The organism is Bartonella callosciuri (assembly GCF_014203215.1).
In the GTDB taxonomy this organism is placed as follows: Bacteria; Pseudomonadota; Alphaproteobacteria; order Rhizobiales; family Rhizobiaceae; genus Bartonella; species Bartonella callosciuri.
Genome location: NZ_JACHIM010000001.1, coordinates 277,124 through 295,986, shown reverse-complemented (window position 1 = coordinate 295,986; position 18,863 = coordinate 277,124). Strand labels below are relative to the sequence as shown.

The following is an 18,863-nucleotide window of genomic DNA, read 5'->3' as shown; positions in this document are numbered from 1 at the left end:
GTAATTCAATTTTTGAAGTCTTTGCTAAAAAGCAGGGGACCATATCACTTTGAGTAGAATTATGAAAAAATAAGGTGGATATGATGGTTACACGTGCAGATAGAGATCCAGTTGCTAATTGGTGGTGGACAATTGATCGCTCTATCTTTGCTGCTTGTTTGATCTTAATGGGGATTGGCATTATGTTATCTTTTGCTGCGAGCCCTACTATTGCAAAAAAGATCGGAATTTCTGATAGTTTTTATTTTGTTCGGTGGCATATCATTTTTAGTATTCCGGCGTTTTTTACGATGGTTACTATTTCTTTTTTCTCACTTCGTAATATTCGCCGTTTATGTGCTCTTTTGTTACTTGTAACCCTCGTTCTTATGGTTGCAACCTTATTTTTTGGTCTAGAATTAAAGGGAGCGCGGCGGTGGATCCCTCTATTTGGTCTTTCTGTTCAAGCTTCAGAGTTTATGAAGCCAGCTTTTGTAGTAATGTCTGCTTGGCTTTTTTCGGAACAGATACAGCGTAGGGGTATTCCTGGCTATATACTTGCTACTGTGCTTTATGCTTTTTGTTGTGTGCTTCTCGTTCTCCAGCCTGATATTGGTCAAACACTTTTAATAAGTGCAACATGGGGCGGTCTGTTTTTTATTGCTGGTGTACCTCTTACTGTTATTTTTCTCTTTATCATTTTAGGCGTTGTAGGAATTGTCTTTGCCTATTTTTTTCTTCATCATGTACGTGAACGTATTAATGGTTTTTTGACAGGTGAAGGCGATACTTTTCAAGTAGATGTAGGGCGTGAAGCTATTTTGAATGGTGGTTGGTTTGGGAAAGGTCCGGGAGAGGGAACAGTAAAACGTATCATTCCTGATAGCCACACAGATTTTGTGTTTTCTGTTGCTGCTGAAGAATATGGTATCACCCTTTGTCTTTTAATTATGATGCTTTTTGGTTTTATCGTTATGCGCTCATTGTCTATAGCATTGAATACGCGTGATTCATTTATACGTCTTGGTATTAGTGGTATAGCGATGATGATTGGCTTTCAATCAGCGATTAATATGGCCGTTAATCTTCATTTGATTCCTCCAAAGGGTATGACATTGCCGTTTATTTCTTATGGTGGTTCATCTATGATGGCGATTGCACTTTCAATGGGGATTTTACTGAGTTTGACCCGTCGCTGGCCAGAAGCGCGCCTTTCAGCTTTTTCTTCTCCCTCTGTCTTGGATACGACTTATGACTCATAAAAAAGTTATTGTTTTGGTGGCAGGTGGTACAGGCGGACATCTTTTTCCTGCCGAAGCACTTGCTATTGAATTAAGAAAACGTGGATATGATGTCCATTTGGCAACGGATAAGAGGGCTCAATGTTATGTACGCTGCTTTGATGAAGAGCACACACATATCATTGCATCAGCAACATTTACACGACGCCACCCTTTCGCATTTGTAAAAACATTTTGGTCTTTGTTAAAGGGCATGGGGCAATCGTTAGCGCTTTTTTATAAATTGCGTCCTGTTCTTGTTGGTGGATTTGGCGGGTATCCTACCTTTCCTCCTCTTTTTGTCGCTGTCTTAACGCGGCGTGTAACATTTATCCATGAGCAAAATGCCGTTATGGGGCGTGCCAATCGGGCTTTGGCAGCTTTTGTGGATGCAATCGCAGGTGGTTTGTTGTCGCAAAATAATACTTATGCTCATAAAACATTTTTGACTGGAAATCCTGTGCGTGAAGCTGTTCTCAAAGCGGCAGAAACTCCTTATCATCCTTCTGCAGATGAAGAGCCATTTCATTTGTTGGTTTTTGGTGGTAGCCAAGGGGCTTCTTTTTTTTCACGAATTGTTCCCGCAGCAGTTGCCTTGCTGGATAATAAGGTACGTAAACGTCTACGAATTGTTCAGCAAGTTCGGGGTGAAGCTGGAGAGTTGATCAAAACCTATCACAAGATGGGTGTACAAGCAGAAGTTGCCTCTTTTTTTGATGATATGGCTGAACGTATGGCGCGGTCTCATTTTATTTTATCACGCGCTGGTGCCTCATCCGTTTGTGAAATAGCTGTGATTGGTCGGCCTGCTTTGCTCATCCCCTATCCTTATGCTCTCGATCACGATCAGGCAGAAAATGCGACACTTCTTTCTGCTGTGGGAGGTGCTCAAATTGTATCAGAAAAAGATTTGAACCCACAAAAACTTGTTTCTCTTTTAACAGAAGCTTGTTGTGCACCACATTTATTGGAAAAACAAGCGCTTGCTGCAAAAAAGGTTGGCCAACCTCATGCAACCAGTCACCTTGCTGATATGGCTGAAGCATTGATTGCGGGGCGATCATTGTCAGATATAAAAGAGGAGTTTTTTGATGAAAATGCCGCTTAATATAGGTGTTATCCATTTTGTTGGAATCGGTGGGATTGGCATGAGTGGAATTGCGGAAGTTTTTCATAACTTGGGTTATAAAGTTCAAGGATCAGATCAAGTTGAAAGTGCAAATATTGAACGTTTACGGGGAAAAGGAATTAACGTTCATATAGGTCATCATGCTGAAAATTTAGGGAACGCAGAGGTTGTTGTTTTTTCTACTGCTATTAAAAAAACAAATCCAGAGTATATTGCTGCAAAAGAAAGGCATTTGCCGCTTGTGAAACGTGCAGAAATGCTGGCGGAGCTTATGCGGTTTCGTCGTGCAATTGCGGTGGGTGGTACGCATGGTAAAACAACAACCACATCAATGATAGCAGCACTTCTTGATGCTGGTCATTTTGACCCGGTGGTGATTAATGGCGGTATTATTAATGCTTATGGTACAAATGCACGTATGGGCGAAGGTGATTGGATGGTGGTTGAAGCTGATGAAAGTGATGGTACATTTTTAAAGCTGCCTGCTGATATTGCCGTTGTTACCAATATTGATGCTGAGCATTTGGATCATTACGGAGGTTTTACTGCTCTGCGTCAGGCTTTTCGGCAATTTGTCGAAAATGTTCCTTTTTATGGTTTTACTGTTTTGTGCCTTGATCATCCAGAGGTTCAGTCGTTAGCGAGTCGTGTTGATGATCGTTGGGTGATCACTTATGGTGCCAATCCCCAAGCAGATGTGCGTTTTCTTAATCTTTCGATGGATGGTCAGAAAACGCATTTTGATGTTCTTATTCGTTCCCGAAAGACAGGGAAAACGACTGAGTTAAAAAATTTACTTTTACCAATGTCTGGTCAGCACAATATTTCTAATGCGACCGCGGCAATTGCTGTTGCTCATGAACTTGGCATTTCAGGTGAATCGATAAAAAAGGGCTTAGCAGCATTTGGTGGAGTAAAACGGCGTTTTACGCAAACAGGAAGTTGGCATGGCATTGAAATATTCGATGATTATGGGCATCATCCTGTTGAAATAAAAGCTGTTTTATGTGCAGCGCGTGAAAGTTCAAAAGGGCGCGTGATTGCGATTGCACAACCACATCGTTACTCACGTTTGTATAATTTATTTGATGATTTTTCTACTTGTTTTAATGATGCAGATACAGTGTTGATTGCACCAGTTTATGCAGCTGGTGAAGAGCCCATTGCTGGTTTTGGTGCTAAAGAATTGGTAGAACATATTCAAATGGCTGGCCATCGTGATGTACGTCTGATTCATTGTCTAGAAGATGTGGTTTCAATTGTCTCTACATTTGCTAAGTCAGGGGATTATATTGTTTTTCTTGGTGCGGGCAATATCACACAGTGGGCTTGTGCGTTGCCTCATTATTTGGCGGTACTTGATAGAAATGATAAATTTTCAGCTCATTGATGGTGAGGCGCTGTTAGCGCGATTACAACCGGCGTTAAGCAGAGTAAAAGGCAAACTTGCGCCCAATATGGATATGCGTAAGGTGGCGTGGTTTCGTACAGGTGGAAGAGCAGAACTTTTTTATCAGCCTGCTGATGAGGCAGATTTAGCCTTTTTTCTTCAAAATCTTCCTGAATCTATACCTGTAACAATTGTGGGGATTGGTTCTAATCTTTTGGTGCGTGATGGAGGAATTCCTGGAGTTGTTATTCGTCTTTCGTCCAAAGGTTTTGGACAAGTACAGCAAGTTTCTCCAAGGCGCTTTTTGGTTGGTGCTGCCACGGCGGATAAACATTTAGCGGCAGCAGCGCTAGAAGCTGAGATTGCAGGCTTTCATTTTTATCATGGTATTCCTGGTAGTCTTGGAGGGGCACTTAAAATGAATGCAGGGGCTAATGGTCTTGAGACAGCTGCACGTGTTGTTGAGGTCTACGCATTTGATCGTCAAGGACGGCGTCATACTTTAAGTCTTGAGAATATGCACTATTCCTATCGCCATTGTAATATTCCTGAAGACCTTATTTTTACTGCTGCTTTATTGGAAGGACAACCAGGAAATAAAGAGGATATTCGTGCAGCTATGGATGAAGTTGCGCTTCATCGAGAAACAGTACAGCCTGTTCGCGAAAAAACAGGTGGATCAACTTTCAAAAATCCTGAAAATACATCTGCATGGCGTGTTATTGATGAAGCAGGGTGCCGTGGTTTGCGGATTGGTGGAGCCAAAATGAGTGAAATGCACTGTAATTTTATGATCAATACAGGGCAAGCAACAGGTTATGATCTTGAAGCTTTGGGAGAAACAGTGCGTGCTCGTGTTTTTTCTCACTCAGCTCATCTGTTACAGTGGGAAATACAACGTATCGGTCAATTTGAGCAAGACCGCATTGTCCTCTCTTTTAATCCTGATTCAATGTAATAAAAAAAATGGGAATAAAAAATTGAGTCATTTCAAAGAGATAATAAAAAAATCCATTAAAAATCAATAAATTAACAAAGAAACTCTTGCGTCATACGCTTGAGTCTGATTCATTATACAAAATGCTAGGTTATTGATTCGCAAGGATAAATCTTAGTATTTCCCGTATATGGTGTTGGTGATCTTTATGTAGTCTATATATAGTATGCACAAGAGGGTAAGTTGTTATGAAAGATGAACATATAGCTGTATTAATGGGAGGGTTTTCTTCTGAGCGGTCTGTAAGTTTGTCTTCAGGGACTGCTTGTGCTGATGTTCTTGAAGCACAAGGGTATCGTGTGAGCCGCGTGGATGTTGATGGTCATATTGCTTCTGTTCTTGAACAATTGCAGCCTGATATCGTTTTCAATGCATTGCATGGGCCATTTGGTGAAGATGGTCGGATTCAGGGTATTCTTGAATATTTGAAAATTCCCTATACGCATTCTGGAGTGATGGCATCAGCATTGGCGATGGATAAAGGGCGTGCAAAAATTATTGTTGCAAGCGTTGGGGTTTCTGTTGCGCCTTCTTTTGTTATAAGCCGTTTTGCTGTTGGGCGGGAGCATCTTATGGAACCTCCTTATGTGATTAAGCCTGTATGCGAAGGGTCGAGTTTTGGTGTCGTGATTGTAAAAGAAAATGAATCGGCACCGCCGCGTAATATCGTAGGGACTGAGTGGGGTTATGCAGATGAGGTGCTCGTTGAAAAATATATTCCTGGGCGTGAACTTACTTGTGCTATTTTGGGAAATGAGGTGCTCGATGTTTGTGAAATTCTTCCTGATCAACACTTTCAATTCTATAATTATGACTCAAAATATAAAACTGGTGGCTCTCTTCATATTTGTCCTGCACAACTTTCATCAAATATTTACCAAAAGGTGCAAAGAATGTCTTTAGCAGCACATCAGGCGATAGGTTGTCGAGGTGTTAGCCGTTCTGATTTTCGTTTTGATGAAAAAACAGGAGAATTGGTCTGGCTTGAAATTAATACGCAGCCCGGTATGACATCTACTTCTCTTGTTCCTGATATTGCAAAAGCAAGTGGTCGTACTTACGGCGATATTGTTCAGTGGATGGTGGAGGACGCGTCGTGTATGCGTTGAATGTTAATAAAACAAGTGTTCCAATGAAGGTGCCGTTAGTGCCAGCTTTGCCACGACTTTATCGTCGCTTTCTTTGGTTTGTGTTTGAGCTTGTATTGACCAGTGTTCATGTTCCTCGCCATTTTGGTTCTTTTGCAGTTTTGTTGTTTTTCTTTGTTACGGTGCTTTATGGACTTTCATCAAGTGGTCATATGGAAATGCTTATGAAAACAGCAGCATCGGATATTGGGTTTGTGGTCACCGATGTCGATATAAGTGGTAATAAGCGCCTAGTAAAACAGGAAGTTTTGAAGATTCTAGGACTCGATACCGCTGCGTCCATATTCACTTTTAATGTTGATAGAGCGCGTTTTCTTTTAGAGAAGCAGGCTTGGGTGCAATCGGCGAATGTTCAGAAAATTTATCCCAACAGAGTGCTTATTTCAGTTGTTGAGCGTGAACCCTATGCAGTTTGGCAGCATGATGGCATGATGGATATTATTGATAATACAGGGCGCGTCATTGTGCCCTTTCAAGGAAGGATGGTTCGGGATTTACCTCTTGTGGTTGGTCAGGGTGCGCAAAATACTGCTAAAATGTTTATTCAAGCTCTTTCGGCGTATCCGCAGTTGTATAGTCGTGTTCGTGCTTATGTGCGTGTAGGTGACCGGCGTTGGGATCTTGTCTTGGATAATGGGATACGCGTTATGTTGCCTGAAAATGATGCACTTGAAAGGCTTTCTTTTCTTGTTAAGTCAGGGATAGCGCAAGATCTTTTTTCTCGCGATGTTTTGTGTGTCGATTTACGGCTTTCTGATCGTATTACAGTTTCCTTGTCTGATGAGGCTTTGGAACGCCGTCGTGCTTTTGTGGTGGAAGAAGAACGCGTTTTAAAAGCGCGAAAGGCAGGAAACTTATGATGTTGTTAGGTTCACATCATTGGGGGGGGCGCAAAACACGTTTTTTGACGGTTCTTGATGTTGGATCAAGTAAGATTGTCTGTCTTATTGCTTGTTTACGTCCTTTGAAGCATGCACACTATTTACATGGCCGTACGCATTCTATGGAGATTCTAGGCTTTGGAGTGCAGCGTTCACGCGGTATCAAGTCCGGTGTTGTGATGGATATGTTAGCAGCAGAGCAATCAATACGGTTAGCTGTTGATGCAGCAGAAAAAATGGCTGGTTTGGTAGTCGATTCGGTGATTGTGAATTTTTCCTCAAGCCGATTACAAAGTGCTCTTATCAATGGCACGGTACGTTTGAATGGTCGTGAAGTCACTCGGCGTGATGTGCGTGTAGCATTTTCAGATGTTTCGCGCAAAGCTTTTGATGCTGAGCGTCATGTTATGCACTCAGTTCCGATCTCTTACATATTGGACGGCGATAAAGGAATTTCTGACCCTATTGGAATGGCTGGGGAATTGTTTGGGGTGGATGTGCATGTGGTAACAGCGGAAACTGCGGCTTTACGTAATTTAGAAACTTGCATTAATCGTGCACATTTGAGTGTTGAAGCAATGGTTGCAACCCCTTTCGCAAGTGGTCTTGCTGTTTTGATGAATGATGAGGCACATTTAGGAGCAGCGTGTATTGATTTTGGTGGTGGAACAACAACATTTTCAGTGTTTTTTGAGGGGAAGTTTGTCCATGCGGATGCACTTGCGGTTGGTGGACATCATGTGACTCTTGATGTGGCGCGTGGATTCTCTATGTCTGTTACAGAGGCAGAGCGTCTAAAGGTTGTCTATGGTTCAGCACTTCTGACAAGTGCTGATGAGCGAAATATGATTAATGTGACGGAGATTGGCAACGAACATCGTGAAACTCAATATCCTCGTGCTGTTCTTGGTCGTATCATTCGTGCACGTGTTGAAGAAATCTTAGAGATGGTACGTGACTGTTTAAATCGTTCTGGTTTTGGTCACATTATTGGTAAGCGTGTTATTTTAACTGGGGGAGCAAGTCAATTAACAGGATTGCCAGAGATGGCACGTACTATATTGGGAAGAAATGTTCGTATAGGGAGGCCTTTGGGTATTTCGAGGCTTCCTTCTCTTGCAAAAGGGGCGGCGTTTACATCTGCTGTTGGATTGTTAATTTATCCACAATTTGTGGATTTTGAAGAGAAAACAATGAAGGTTGCAGTGAATTATTTATCGGTGGGCACGCGTGGGTATTTTCAGCGTGTTGGTCAGTGGTTGCGTGAGAGTTTTTAAGTAAGTCTATAAAGGTAAGTTAAATTTCATCGCTTGGGCTTGCGATGTCTTATGAAAAGGAAAAGGAAATGACGATTAATCTGCATCGGCCAGATATCGCGGAATTGAAGCCACGCATTACCGTTTTTGGTGTTGGCGGTGGTGGTGGGAATGCCGTGAATAATATGATTAATGCTGGTCTTCAAGGAGTTGATTTTGTTGTTGCAAATACGGATGCACAGGCTTTGGCTATGTCAAAGGCTGAACGTGTCATCCAGCTTGGTGCAGCGGTTACAGAAGGTTTAGGTGCTGGTGCTTTACCGGAAGTTGGACAAGCGGCTGCAGAGGAGTGTATTGATGAAATTATCGACCATTTGGCAGATTCTCATATGGTTTTCATTACTGCTGGTATGGGGGGAGGTACCGGAACGGGGGCAGCGCCCGTTGTTGCTCGCGCTGCACGTGAAAAAGGTATTTTGACCGTTGGTGTTGTAACAAAGCCATTCCAGTTTGAAGGTGCACGCCGTATGAAAACGGCAGAAGCTGGTATTGAAGAATTACAAAAGTCTGTTGATACATTGATTGTTATTCCCAATCAGAATCTGTTTCGTATTGCGGATGACAAGACGACATTTGCTGATGCTTTTGCGATGGCTGACCAAGTGCTTTATTCTGGTGTTGCTTCTATTACGGACTTAATGATTAAAGAGGGGCTTATTAACCTTGATTTTGCTGATGTTCGTTCTGTTATGCATGAAATGGGCCGAGCGATGATGGGAACAGGTGAGGCGTCTGGTGAAGGGCGTGCTTTGAATGCTGCTGAAGCTGCTATTGCCAATCCATTGTTGGATGATACTTCTATGCGTGGTGCTCGTGGCTTACTTATTTCCATTACTGGTGGCCGTGATATGACTTTATTTGAAGTCGATGAGGCTGCTAATCGTATTCGTGAAGAAGTGGATGCAGATGCGAATGTTATCTTTGGTGCCATTGATGATGAGTCGTTAGAGGGTGTTATTCGTGTATCCGTGGTTGCAACGGGTATTGATCGTGAGATGAGTGATGTGGTTCAGTCCTCTCATCCTCAATTTCAGAAGCCTGCAGCTTCAATTCGTAAGAATGATCCTGCAATGTCGCAGAGTTCTTTTCATGTTCAGTCATCTCCCTTACGTTCTGAGTCAATGGTAGAAGTGATAGAAGCACTTGAAATAGAAAAGGGCAAACCGGCTGGAGAACAGTTCCGTCCTAAAAGTCAAATTTTTGCACAGCCTGTAGATGCAGTGGCTGCACGCAGTCCGAATGCTGCTTCTTATGGGACAAACACTCTGCATGGGCAGGTGTCAAATGTACCACGTATGCAGGTTAGCCGTGGTTCCCATCAGCCTATCACTGCACCAGTGAGTATGGAGGCGACGGCGCATGTTCTTGATGAGATGGCAGGCGTTGTGAAACAGAAAGAGAAGCAGGTACAGCAAAGGCAAGCACAACAGATGCAAGCGCGTTCACCTATGCGTATGCCTGAGTTAAAGGATTTTTCTTCTGTCGCTCAGGGTCAACGTGAGAGGTTATCTACTACAGACCAGGGGCCTCGCAATCTTTGGCAGCGGTTGAAACAGAGCTTGACACATCGTGAGGAAGTTGAGCCAGAAGCGCGGCTAGAGCCTGCTGCGAAATCTTCTCAGCAGCAGGATGCTCATGGTTATCATAAAAACTCTCAAGCGCTTCCTCAAGATGCTACTATTTATGTTCCACGTCGTTCTGGTGAGTTACACCCTCATGTACCGCAAGATCAGCATACTTTTATAAGTGAAGAAGATCAGTTGGAAATACCAGCGTTTTTGCGTCGTCAGGCAAATTAATTGGCAAAAAGTGGAGAAAAGAGAAAGCTTTTGCATTTCTTCTATGATGTATAAAAGTTTTTTTGAGTAAAATATATTGTGCTTTTAGAAAAATACTTCTGTTTTTTATAAACCCGCTTAGTAATAAGCGGGTTTATTATTTGCTATGCAAATAAATTTTATAGCTTTATAAATCTTTTTAAGAGATGTAAAAAATCAATGAAGTGGTATGATGAAGTTGGTGCAAAAATATCAATCTACTCTTAAAAAAGCCGTGGTATTTAGAGGGTATGGTGTCCACAGCGGGTGTTTGTCTGTAATGAAGGTTTGTCCAGCTGAGGTTGGGTGTGGTATTGTTTTTAAGCGTTGTGGATTAGATGGAGTAGAGAAAATATTTCAAGCGCATGCATCGCAAACAGGAGCGACTGAATTATCGACAGTGCTTGGGCAGGGAGAGTTCAGAATTGAAACGATTGAACATTTGATGGCTGCTATCGCAGCTTATAATTTGGATAATCTTCTTATTGAAGTGTCAAGTCATGAGATACCCATTTTGGATGGTTCTGCGTGGCAATATTGTCAAGCTTTTGAAGAAGTGGGTATCGTACAGCAGAATGCATTACGTTCCTATTTCATTATAAAAAAACCATTGCGGATTGAGGGTGTTCGTGGCGTGGCTGAATTCTTACCGTTTGAAGGGCGTCGTTTTGATATAACGATTTCTTTTCCTTCTTCTGCTATTGGTAAACAACAATTAAGTTTTGATCTTACTAGACAAGGGTTTAGAGATGATTTGTCACGTGCGCGCACCTTTGGTTTTGTCAAAGACGTGGAAAAATTATGGATTTCTGGAAAAGGATTAGGCGCTTCTTTAGAAAATTCTCTTATTATAGGATTTAATGACAAAATTATGAATCCAGATGGTCCTTATTGGGAGAATGAATGTGTTCGGCATAAAATGCTTGATGCTATTGGTGATACTGCTTTGCTCGGGGCGCCTTTTATTGGATTATTTCGTTCCTATTGTAGTGGGCATAAAATTAATTCGCAATTGGTGAAAGCTGTTTTGGCAGATGAATCGTGTTACGAAAAAAGTTATTTATAGGTAAGGTTGAAGGAAAAATTGAAAAAGTTTGAGTATAGCCTGTTTGATTTTTAAGGGGATGATTGATTTTAAACGGCTAAATCGGTTAGTGGATTTTAAAGTGATATGATATAAAAAATTTTAAATAAATAATTTTTGCTACAAGGTGATGTTCTCTGGAGGCCGGAAAAACTATGACAAAATCTTATCTATGTATTGCAAATATGGCATATAGAAAATCTAACGTTGTACGCAAAATATTGGGTGTGGTACTTTTAGGGAGTACCTGCATGTTAACGGGTTGTTTATTTAAAGAGAAAAATACTCTTGATCCATCTGCATATGTTTTAAAAATGGATCCACCAGATGTTTTATATAATCAAGCGCTTGCTAGCTTTAAGAGTGGGCGGCTTGCGGATGCATCTAAAAAGTTTCTTACCATTGAAAAGCACTATGCTTATACCGATTGGGGGCGTAAATCTTTAGTAATGGGTGCTTTTACAAATTATCGACTTGGTAAGTATGATGATTCGATTAGTATGGCGCAGCGCTATATTAATCTTTATCCAGGAGCGCAGGATGTCGCTTATGCTTATTATATTATTGGTCTTTCTTCTTTCCATCAGATTCCTGATGTTACACGAGATCAACGCGATACAAAACGTGCTATTGCTGCTATGCAGCTTCTTGTGGAGAGTTATCCGAATTCTAAGTATGTCAAGGATGCTAAAGATAAAATACGTTTTGGGCGAGAGCAGTTGGCTGGTAAAGAAATGCAAGTTGGTCGTTATTATGAAGAGGGGCGGCGTTATCTTGCTGCGAGCAGAAGGTTTCGTACAGTGGTTGAAGAGTATTCTGATACCAATCAAATTGAAGAGGCACTGTTCCGCTTGACAGAGGTTAATCTTGCTCTTGGCTTGACTGCGGAAGCCCAGACAGCAGCAGCTATTTTAGGACGTAATTATCCAAAAAGTGAGTGGTATAAACTTTCTTATAATTTATTGCAAAAGAATAGCATATCACCACAGGAGCATAAATCTTCTTGGATCTCACATGCTTTAAGTGGTGATAAGAATAAGGCGCGTTGATTCTCTATGCTGGTACAGCTTTCGATTCATAATATTGTTTTGATCGAAAAGCTCGATATTCATTTTACAGCGGGGCTATCGGTTTTAACTGGTGAAACTGGTGCTGGGAAGTCTATTTTACTTGATGCTTTATCACTGGCCCTTGGTGGGCGTGGTGATGCTTCGCTTGTGCGCCATGGTGCTGCCCAAGGGCAGGTGACGGCTGTCTTTGATGTGCCTCTTTCTCATTCCGCGCGCCACTTTATCCGTGAGAATGGTTTTGATGATGAAGGCGATATCATTTTACGGCGTGTGCAATCGAGCGATGGTCGTAGCCGTGTTTTTATTAATGATCAGGTGGCTAGCGTTGCATTGATGCGTAATGTTGGACGTCAGTTGGTTGAAATCCATGGACAGCATGATGATCGTGCGCTTGTTGATGTTTCCACGCATCGCCAGTTATTAGATGCTTTTGGTGGACTTGAAGATGACGTGGAAGATTTACGTCGGTGTTATCGGATATGGCATGAATGTGAAGAGCGTTTGAAACAACAGCGTATTAAAGTTGAGGCTGCTGTGCGTGAGGCTGATTATCTTCGTGCGTGTGTGAAAGAACTTGAAAAGCTTGATTTTCAAGTGGGTGAAGAGAATGCTCTTTCTCTTCGTCGTGCAGATATGCTTAAATTAGAAAAAGTAGCAACGGATATTAAAGAAGTTGATGACCTTTTCAGTGGTCAAAAATCGCCAATTCCAGTTCTTTCTAATTTGGTAAGACGTTTGGAGCGAAAAATCCCTGAGGCACAAGAGCTTATTGCACCTGTTGTGAAATCTATTGATGATGCATTGCATGCACTTGGAACAGCACAAGAAGGGGTCGAGGCGGCAATGCGAGCATTGGATTTTGAACCTGGTGAATTGGAACGGATAGAAGAGCGCCTGTTTGCTCTTCGAGGTTTTGCGCGTAAATATCAGGTTTCTGCTGATGAGCTGGTTCAGTTGTGTGATAAAATGGATGCTGAACTTGCTGAGTTCGAAGAAGCTCAGGTGACATTAACGCGTTTCGAAAATGAGGCAGCGCAAGCTCAGGAAAATTATGATACATTAGCGCAAGCGTTGTCAATAAAGCGTCGAGAAACAGCAAAGCATTTGTCTGAAAGCGTTATGGTTGAGTTACCAGCATTGAAATTGGAAAAGGCAGAATTTATTGTTGAGATGCAAAGTGATGTTGAAAAACGTACTGCAGAGGGGATAGATCGTATTGAGTATTGGGTTCGAACAAACCCTGGAACACGAGCAGGGCCAATGCTCAGTGTTGCTTCTGGCGGTGAATTATCTCGCTTTTTATTGGCATTAAAGGTTGTTTTATCTGATCGTGGATCGGCTCCCACGCTGATTTTTGATGAAATTGATACGGGGGTTGGTGGAGCTGTTGCTGCTGCCATTGGGCAACGGTTGCAGCGGTTATCGAAAAATGTTCAAGTGTTTGCTATTACACATGCACCGCAGGTAGCATCGAAAGCGCACAGTCATTTTCTTATTTCAAAGGTTGAAAGTGATGATAAGGGCTGCTTTGTTACAGCTATTCATAAAATGGAAGAGCATGAGCGTGCAGAAGAAATTGCGCGCATGTTGGCAGGAGAACAGATTACTGAAGAGGCACGTGCAGCGGCTCAAAAGCTTCTCACATAAAGATAATTGATAAGCGATATTTTTATCGCTTATCAATTATCTCATTGGCGAGTATGTGTTCATTTGGATTCTATTCGTGATAAAGAGGGAAAATTCTTATGGCCATAGCCCATAATTTGGAATAGACTTTATGAACAAGGACGTAATTAAAAATCTTACTGCTTTTGAAGCAGAAAGTGAATTAGAGTGGTTAGCAAAAGAGATTGCACGTCATGATGTGCTTTATAATACTAATGACCAGCCTGAAATCTCTGATGCAGAATATGATGCTCTTCGGCGGCGTAACGCAGAAATTGAAGCGCTATTTCCTGAACTCATTCGTGCAGATTCTCCTTCACATAAAATTGGAGCACCGGTTTCTGAAAAGTTTGAAAAATCTGTTCATGCACAGCCGATGCTTTCTCTCGATAATGCCTTTAGCTCTGACGATGTCTCTGAATTTGTTGAGCGTCTTCGTCGTTTTTTACGACTTCCAGAAACACAGATACTAGAAATAACGGCTGAGCCAAAGATTGATGGTTTATCTTTGTCTTTGCGCTATGAAAAGGGGCGACTTATATGTGCTGCGACGCGTGGTGATGGATATGTCGGTGAAAATGTAACTGTGAATGCGCGCACAATTTCTGATATTCCAAAAGTCTTGCAAGGTAGCTTTCCTGATATTATTGAGGTTCGTGGTGAAGTTTATATGGGGCGGGAGGACTTTCAAGCGCTTAATAGAAGTCAACAGGAAAAAGGCAAGTTAACTTTTGCTAATCCCAGAAACGCCGCAGCTGGTTCGCTACGTCAGCTCGATTCACGAATAACTGCTAGCAGAAAACTTCGATTTTTTGCCTACGCTTGGGGTGAAGTGAGTAAAATGCCAGCGAAAAGCCAAATGGAGATGATGAAAAAGCTAAAAGAATATGGCTTTGTTATCAATCCATTAACAAAAGCTTTTAAGACAGTAGAAGAGATTATTTCCTATTATCATGATATCGAGGAATGCCGTCATTCCTTAAACTATGATATTGATGGAGTTGTTTATAAGGTTAATGATTTGATGCTACAGGTGCGTTTGGGGTTTGTATCTCGTTCGCCACGTTGGGCAATAGCACATAAATTTCCAGCAGAAAAAGCTATGGCATTGTTGGAAGACATTGACATTCAAGTAGGTCGAACGGGAGCATTGACCCCTGTTGCGCGTCTTGCACCTATTACTGTTGGTGGTGTGGTGATTACCAATGCAAGCTTGCATAATGAGGATTATATTAAGGGAATTGGTCATAAAGGCGAGCCAATTCGTGAAGGGCGTGATATCCGTGTAGGCGATACTGTAATTGTACAACGTGCTGGTGATGTGATCCCTCAAATTGTTGATATTATTGCTGCAAAGCGTCCAAAAGAGGCTTCTGCTTTTGTTTTTCCTCATATGTGTCCAGCTTGTGGGAGTCATGCTGTTCGTGAAGTGGGTGAAGCTGTGCGTCGATGCACAGGTGGACTTATTTGTCCAGCACAAGCGATTGAGCGTATTCGTCATTTTGTTTCGCGCAATGCCTTTGATATTGAGGGACTTGGGAAAAAACAGGTGGAGTTCTTTTTCCACGTTCAAGATGAGACGCTTTGTATTCGTACGCCAGCCGATATTTTTACTTTACAACGGCGTCAAGAAAAATCTTTAACGCGTTTAGAAAATATGGAAGGTTTTGGCACTGTTTCAGTTCGTAAACTTTATGATGCCATTAATGCGCGTCGAAAAATTCCTTTAAGCCGTTTTTTGTTTGCATTAGGAATTCGCCATGTTGGTGAGGTTAATGCACGACGTCTTGCACGCACCTATCGAAATTATACGGCTTTTAAGACTGCGGCGATGGCAGCTACTATGCCATGTGATAAGGTTGATGCAGAAGGCAATGAGGCTTGGATGGAGCTTACCAATATCGAAGGAATTGGATCACAGGTAGGGGGCGCAATTATTGATTTTTATCAAGAAGCTCATAACCGTGAGGTTTTATCTGTTTTGCTTGAGGAAGTAACACCTCTTGATGAGGAACCTACTATGACAATTTCTTCACCAGTTGCAGGAAAGGCTATTGTTTTTACAGGAACTTTGGCACGCATGTCACGCGATGAAGCAAAAGCATTAGCAGAACGATTAGGGGCAAAGACTTCCGCTTCACTTTCTAAAAAAACTGATCTTCTTGTTGCAGGGCCTGGAGCAGGATCAAAATTAGCTAAAGCACAAGAGTTAGGTGTTGAGGTTATAGATGAAGAGAGTTGGTTTCAGTTGATTGAGGGATATTATGTTTAGGGATCTTCTATAAGCATGATGAAAGCACCGGTATTTGTCATTCTGCATCAGGTGCGATTTTATTAACATGGAAAGTTAATCTACAACCCTAAGGAATTTTATAATTATCTTTAGTGCTATGAAACATTGTCCTTTAGGACAGTGATAAATGAAAAGATTTTTTTGCTTGTTGATAAAGAGAAAGATTCTGCTTTTGGGTCCAATTTACTGATTTTGAGGGACTTTTTTTCTGCTGTTGATAAAGAAAAAAATCTCATCACAAATGTAGTTGGAGTGCTTCAACTGTATTACGAAAAAATGAATATATTGCTTATACCTTTAAAGCTTGAAGAACTAGATAGAGCGAAGCTTATCAAAAAGCCGTATGAGAAGGCTTTTTCGGGGGTATAGATTCCTTATATTGAAAATAGTTCCGAATTGGTACGTATGAATATAATCAATTGAGCAACAATTTTAGCGTACTATGGATGATTGTCCACAAAAAGGCAGTTTTAATATTTACTTTTTGGCAATAGCAGTGCGCCATGAACTTAGTAATTTATTGAATGTTAAAAATGATTAACATTGAATCTCATATTACACTTTAGTCGCTATCACGAAGAATATACAAACTCCATTATCACAAAATATAGAGATTATCATTGTGAGGCAAACTGAAAAGATAAAAACTTTGAATCAGTGTGCAAAAATTTTGAGTTCAGAACATTATAATAGTAAGCTGATTATAATAGATATGATGGAGCATATACTGAGAGTGATAATGAAAGTTTCCATCATAGCAGAATAAAGAGTATAATTGTGTGGAGGCGGTAGAGGATAGGAGTAAAATAAGCATTACTCGTTTGCAAGGACATTCCTCTTGTTCCATGTGGATTAGCGTTTGCCATATCAGTAAAAAACTTAAAGCCTCTTAGAGAAATATTTTTTGATGGCAAATACAAACTTTTCTCTTAAAAAGAGAAGAGGTACTGTGTTTTGTAGAAAGAGTAAAAATTACGTTAATTGATTTAAAGAGGTTTTGTTGCTTCTTTTATCCATTTTTTATCTTCTTCGCTCAAGTAAGGTGCATTAACCTGATAAACATGCGCATGGTAATCATTGAGCCATTGCCGCTCCTCTACTGTCAAAAGTTCAGGAAGGATTAATCGTCGATCAATGGGGCAATTTGTGAGTGTTTCAAACGAGAGCATTTCTATATTTCCACCGTTAATTTTTTGTGCTGGCTTTACAATAAGCAAATTTTCAATGCGAATGCCAAAAGCACCTTCACGGTAGTATCCAGGTTCATTAGAAATGATCATTCCAGGGACCAATTCTTGCCCCCCATTGCGTGAAAGATTTTGTGGCCCTTCGTGAACAGAGAGATAAGATCCAACTCCATGACCCGTGCCATGGGCATAATCAAAACCCGCTTTCCATAAGGCGATGCGTGCTAGACTATCAATATCTTGTCCACGTGTACCTTTGGGGAACCGTGCGGTTGAAAGAGCAATCATACCTTTGAGGACAAGAGTAAAACAGCGTTTTTCTTCTTTTCCAATATTTCCAATTGCCACTGTGCGTGTGACATCTGTCGTGCCATCACGATATTGTCCACCTGAATCAACAAGATAAAGTTCACCAGCATTGAGTTGTTTATTTGTTTCAGTGTTTACTCGATAATGAACAATGGCGCCATTTGCACCTGCTGCTGAGATTGTATCAAAAGAGAGGTCCTCAAGCTTTTCTCCCATTTCTTTTGCTGTCACGATGCGAAATTCCTCTAATTTTTGAGCAGCAGAAATTTCATTCATTGTGCCTGGTTTTTGTCTCTCTAACCAAGCAAAAAAACGAGTAAGAGCTACACCATCACGCAAATGTGCTTTGCGTGCACCTTCTAGCTCTGTGTTGTTTTTAATGGCGCGCGGCAAAGTGGCCGGGTCAGTAAGCGTAATAAAAGAGTGGCCTCCTTCTTCAATAACAGTGCGCAATTTTTCGCACGTTAACTGTGGATCTAAAGCAAAAACTGTTCCTTTTTGAACATAATCTTTAATCTTTGAAAGAAGTTGTTCTGGTTCATCCAATTTTGCATAATGTTCCAGATATTGTTTCTGTTCTAGACCAAGTTTTTTGCATGCAATGAATAAAGTTGGTGTTTCTTTGATGGGAATGAGAGCGAAACAAAGGGTAAAAGGTGTATTAGGAACATCATTGCCACGTATATTGAACGTCCACGCAATAGAGGAAGGATCTGTAAAAATGAAAGCATCCGCATTAGCTTTTTGTATATTTTCACGAATTAATGCTAGCTTTTCATCGGTATTGCATCCTGCATATTTGAGAGGATGAACCGATAAGGCAGATCGCGGTAATGGTGGTTGATTATGCCAGATAAGATCAATAGGATTTTGTTGAATTTCTATAAGTTTTCCACCTGCTTTAAATTCTAATGCTTTTCTTAATGCATCTGTGGCTGCAATGGTGTGAAGCCATGGATCAAAGCCAATAGCAAGCTTTTTCCCATTTTTTTCAAGCCATTGTGAGGGAGAACAGGTCACTAGATCTTCATAATCAAAAATATGAGGATCAGTTTGTTGGCGAACTTGGAGCTTATAACGTCCATCTGTGAATATGATGGCTTTGTTTTTTAAAATGAGTGCAATACCAGCTGATCCAGTAAATCCGGTTAGCCAGCTAAGGCGTTGAGCATGTGGGGGCACATATTCTCCTTGATGTTCATCTGTACGTGGGATTAGAAAGCCATCTAACCCGAGACGATCAAGTTCTCTACGAAGGGAAGAAATACGCTCGAGAGCATAAGTTGGATTTGTTATTGCCTCAAAAGATTGATACATA

13 protein-coding genes are annotated in these 18,863 nt (G+C 41.2%); 12 read left to right on the top strand and 1 reads right to left on the bottom strand.

From position 1 onward, the window contains the following. Positions 1-83: 83 nt before the first annotated feature. From HNQ69_RS01285 to ligA, 12 genes are all read left to right on the top strand, one after another. Positions 84-1,241 carry an FtsW/RodA/SpoVE family cell cycle protein gene (locus HNQ69_RS01285; protein ID WP_183228300.1) on the top strand — a complete coding sequence of 386 codons (1,158 nt, stop codon included), beginning with the start codon at positions 84-86 and terminating at the stop codon, positions 1,239-1,241. Continuing rightward, positions 1,231-2,367 carry an undecaprenyldiphospho-muramoylpentapeptide beta-N-acetylglucosaminyltransferase gene (gene murG / locus HNQ69_RS01280; protein ID WP_183228299.1) on the top strand — a complete coding sequence of 379 codons (1,137 nt, stop codon included), beginning with the start codon at positions 1,231-1,233 and terminating at the stop codon, positions 2,365-2,367. The genes HNQ69_RS01285 and murG overlap by 11 nt, the downstream gene beginning before the upstream one ends. After that, positions 2,351-3,778 carry a UDP-N-acetylmuramate--L-alanine ligase gene (murC, locus tag HNQ69_RS01275; RefSeq protein ID WP_183228298.1) on the top strand — a complete coding sequence of 476 codons (1,428 nt, stop codon included), beginning with the start codon at positions 2,351-2,353 and terminating at the stop codon, positions 3,776-3,778. The genes murG and murC overlap by 17 nt, the downstream gene beginning before the upstream one ends. Beyond that, the gene (gene murB / locus HNQ69_RS01270) at positions 3,756-4,736 is read left to right on the top strand and encodes a UDP-N-acetylmuramate dehydrogenase (RefSeq protein WP_183228297.1); all 981 of its coding nucleotides are present in this window, start codon (positions 3,756-3,758) and stop codon (positions 4,734-4,736) included. The genes murC and murB overlap by 23 nt, the downstream gene beginning before the upstream one ends. A 227-nt stretch (positions 4,737-4,963) precedes the next feature. Beyond that, the gene (locus tag HNQ69_RS01265; RefSeq protein WP_183228296.1) at positions 4,964-5,884 is read left to right on the top strand and encodes a D-alanine--D-alanine ligase; all 921 of its coding nucleotides are present in this window, start codon (positions 4,964-4,966) and stop codon (positions 5,882-5,884) included. Continuing rightward, positions 5,872-6,783, top strand: coding sequence for a cell division protein FtsQ/DivIB (locus tag HNQ69_RS01260; RefSeq protein WP_183228413.1), 912 nt, complete (start codon positions 5,872-5,874; stop codon positions 6,781-6,783). Before HNQ69_RS01265 ends, HNQ69_RS01260 begins: the two co-directional genes overlap by 13 nt. Continuing rightward, the gene (ftsA, locus tag HNQ69_RS01255; protein WP_183228295.1) at positions 6,780-8,081 is read left to right on the top strand and encodes a cell division protein FtsA; all 1,302 of its coding nucleotides are present in this window, start codon (positions 6,780-6,782) and stop codon (positions 8,079-8,081) included. Before HNQ69_RS01260 ends, ftsA begins: the two co-directional genes overlap by 4 nt. Positions 8,082-8,149: 68 nt before the next feature. Next, complete coding sequence (gene ftsZ / locus HNQ69_RS01250) at positions 8,150-9,919, top strand: cell division protein FtsZ (protein WP_183228294.1); 1,770 nt, start codon at positions 8,150-8,152, stop codon at positions 9,917-9,919. Positions 9,920-10,127: 208 nt separating this feature from the next. After that, a complete protein-coding gene (gene lpxC / locus HNQ69_RS01245; protein ID WP_183228293.1) occupies positions 10,128-11,003 on the top strand; it encodes a UDP-3-O-acyl-N-acetylglucosamine deacetylase in 876 nt (291 codons plus the stop codon). 173 nt (positions 11,004-11,176) lie between these two features. Continuing rightward, complete coding sequence (locus tag HNQ69_RS01240) at positions 11,177-12,070, top strand: outer membrane protein assembly factor BamD (protein WP_183228292.1); 894 nt, start codon at positions 11,177-11,179, stop codon at positions 12,068-12,070. A gap of 6 nt (positions 12,071-12,076) precedes the next feature. Next, positions 12,077-13,738 (top strand): DNA repair protein RecN, encoded by a 1,662-nt coding sequence (gene recN, locus HNQ69_RS01235; RefSeq protein WP_183228291.1) that lies wholly within the window; start codon positions 12,077-12,079, stop codon positions 13,736-13,738. Positions 13,739-13,868: 130 nt separating this feature from the next. Beyond that, positions 13,869-16,028, top strand: coding sequence for an NAD-dependent DNA ligase LigA (gene ligA, locus HNQ69_RS01230; RefSeq protein WP_183228290.1), 2,160 nt, complete (start codon positions 13,869-13,871; stop codon positions 16,026-16,028). Positions 16,029-17,035: 1,007 nt separating this feature from the next. Here the strand turns inward: ligA and HNQ69_RS01225 are convergent. Beyond that, on the bottom strand, positions 17,036-18,862 hold the full coding sequence (locus HNQ69_RS01225; RefSeq protein WP_183228289.1) for an aminopeptidase P family protein: 1,827 nt from the start codon (positions 18,860-18,862) through the stop codon (positions 17,036-17,038). Position 18,863 lies beyond the last annotated feature (1 nt).

Excerpts from the sequence above, each read along its gene's own strand:
- murG (WP_183228299.1), top strand. The coding sequence starts at position 1,231 with ATGACTCATAAAAAAGTTATTGTTTTGGTGGCAGGTGGTACAGGCGGA.
- lpxC (WP_183228293.1), top strand. The coding sequence starts at position 10,128 with ATGATGAAGTTGGTGCAAAAATATCAATCTACTCTTAAAAAAGCCGTG.
- ligA (WP_183228290.1), top strand. The coding sequence starts at position 13,869 with ATGAACAAGGACGTAATTAAAAATCTTACTGCTTTTGAAGCAGAAAGT.
- ftsZ (WP_183228294.1), top strand. The coding sequence starts at position 8,150 with ATGACGATTAATCTGCATCGGCCAGATATCGCGGAATTGAAGCCACGC.
- murB (WP_183228297.1), top strand. The coding sequence starts at position 3,756 with ATGATAAATTTTCAGCTCATTGATGGTGAGGCGCTGTTAGCGCGATTA.
- ftsA (WP_183228295.1), top strand. The coding sequence starts at position 6,780 with ATGATGTTGTTAGGTTCACATCATTGGGGGGGGCGCAAAACACGTTTT.
- recN (WP_183228291.1), top strand. The coding sequence starts at position 12,077 with ATGCTGGTACAGCTTTCGATTCATAATATTGTTTTGATCGAAAAGCTC.
- murC (WP_183228298.1), top strand. The coding sequence starts at position 2,351 with ATGAAAATGCCGCTTAATATAGGTGTTATCCATTTTGTTGGAATCGGT.
- HNQ69_RS01285 (WP_183228300.1), top strand. The coding sequence starts at position 84 with ATGGTTACACGTGCAGATAGAGATCCAGTTGCTAATTGGTGGTGGACA.
- HNQ69_RS01240 (WP_183228292.1), top strand. The coding sequence starts at position 11,177 with ATGACAAAATCTTATCTATGTATTGCAAATATGGCATATAGAAAATCT.
- HNQ69_RS01225 (WP_183228289.1), bottom strand. The coding sequence starts at position 18,862 with ATGTATCAATCTTTTGAGGCAATAACAAATCCAACTTATGCTCTCGAG.
- HNQ69_RS01265 (WP_183228296.1), top strand. The coding sequence starts at position 4,964 with ATGAAAGATGAACATATAGCTGTATTAATGGGAGGGTTTTCTTCTGAG.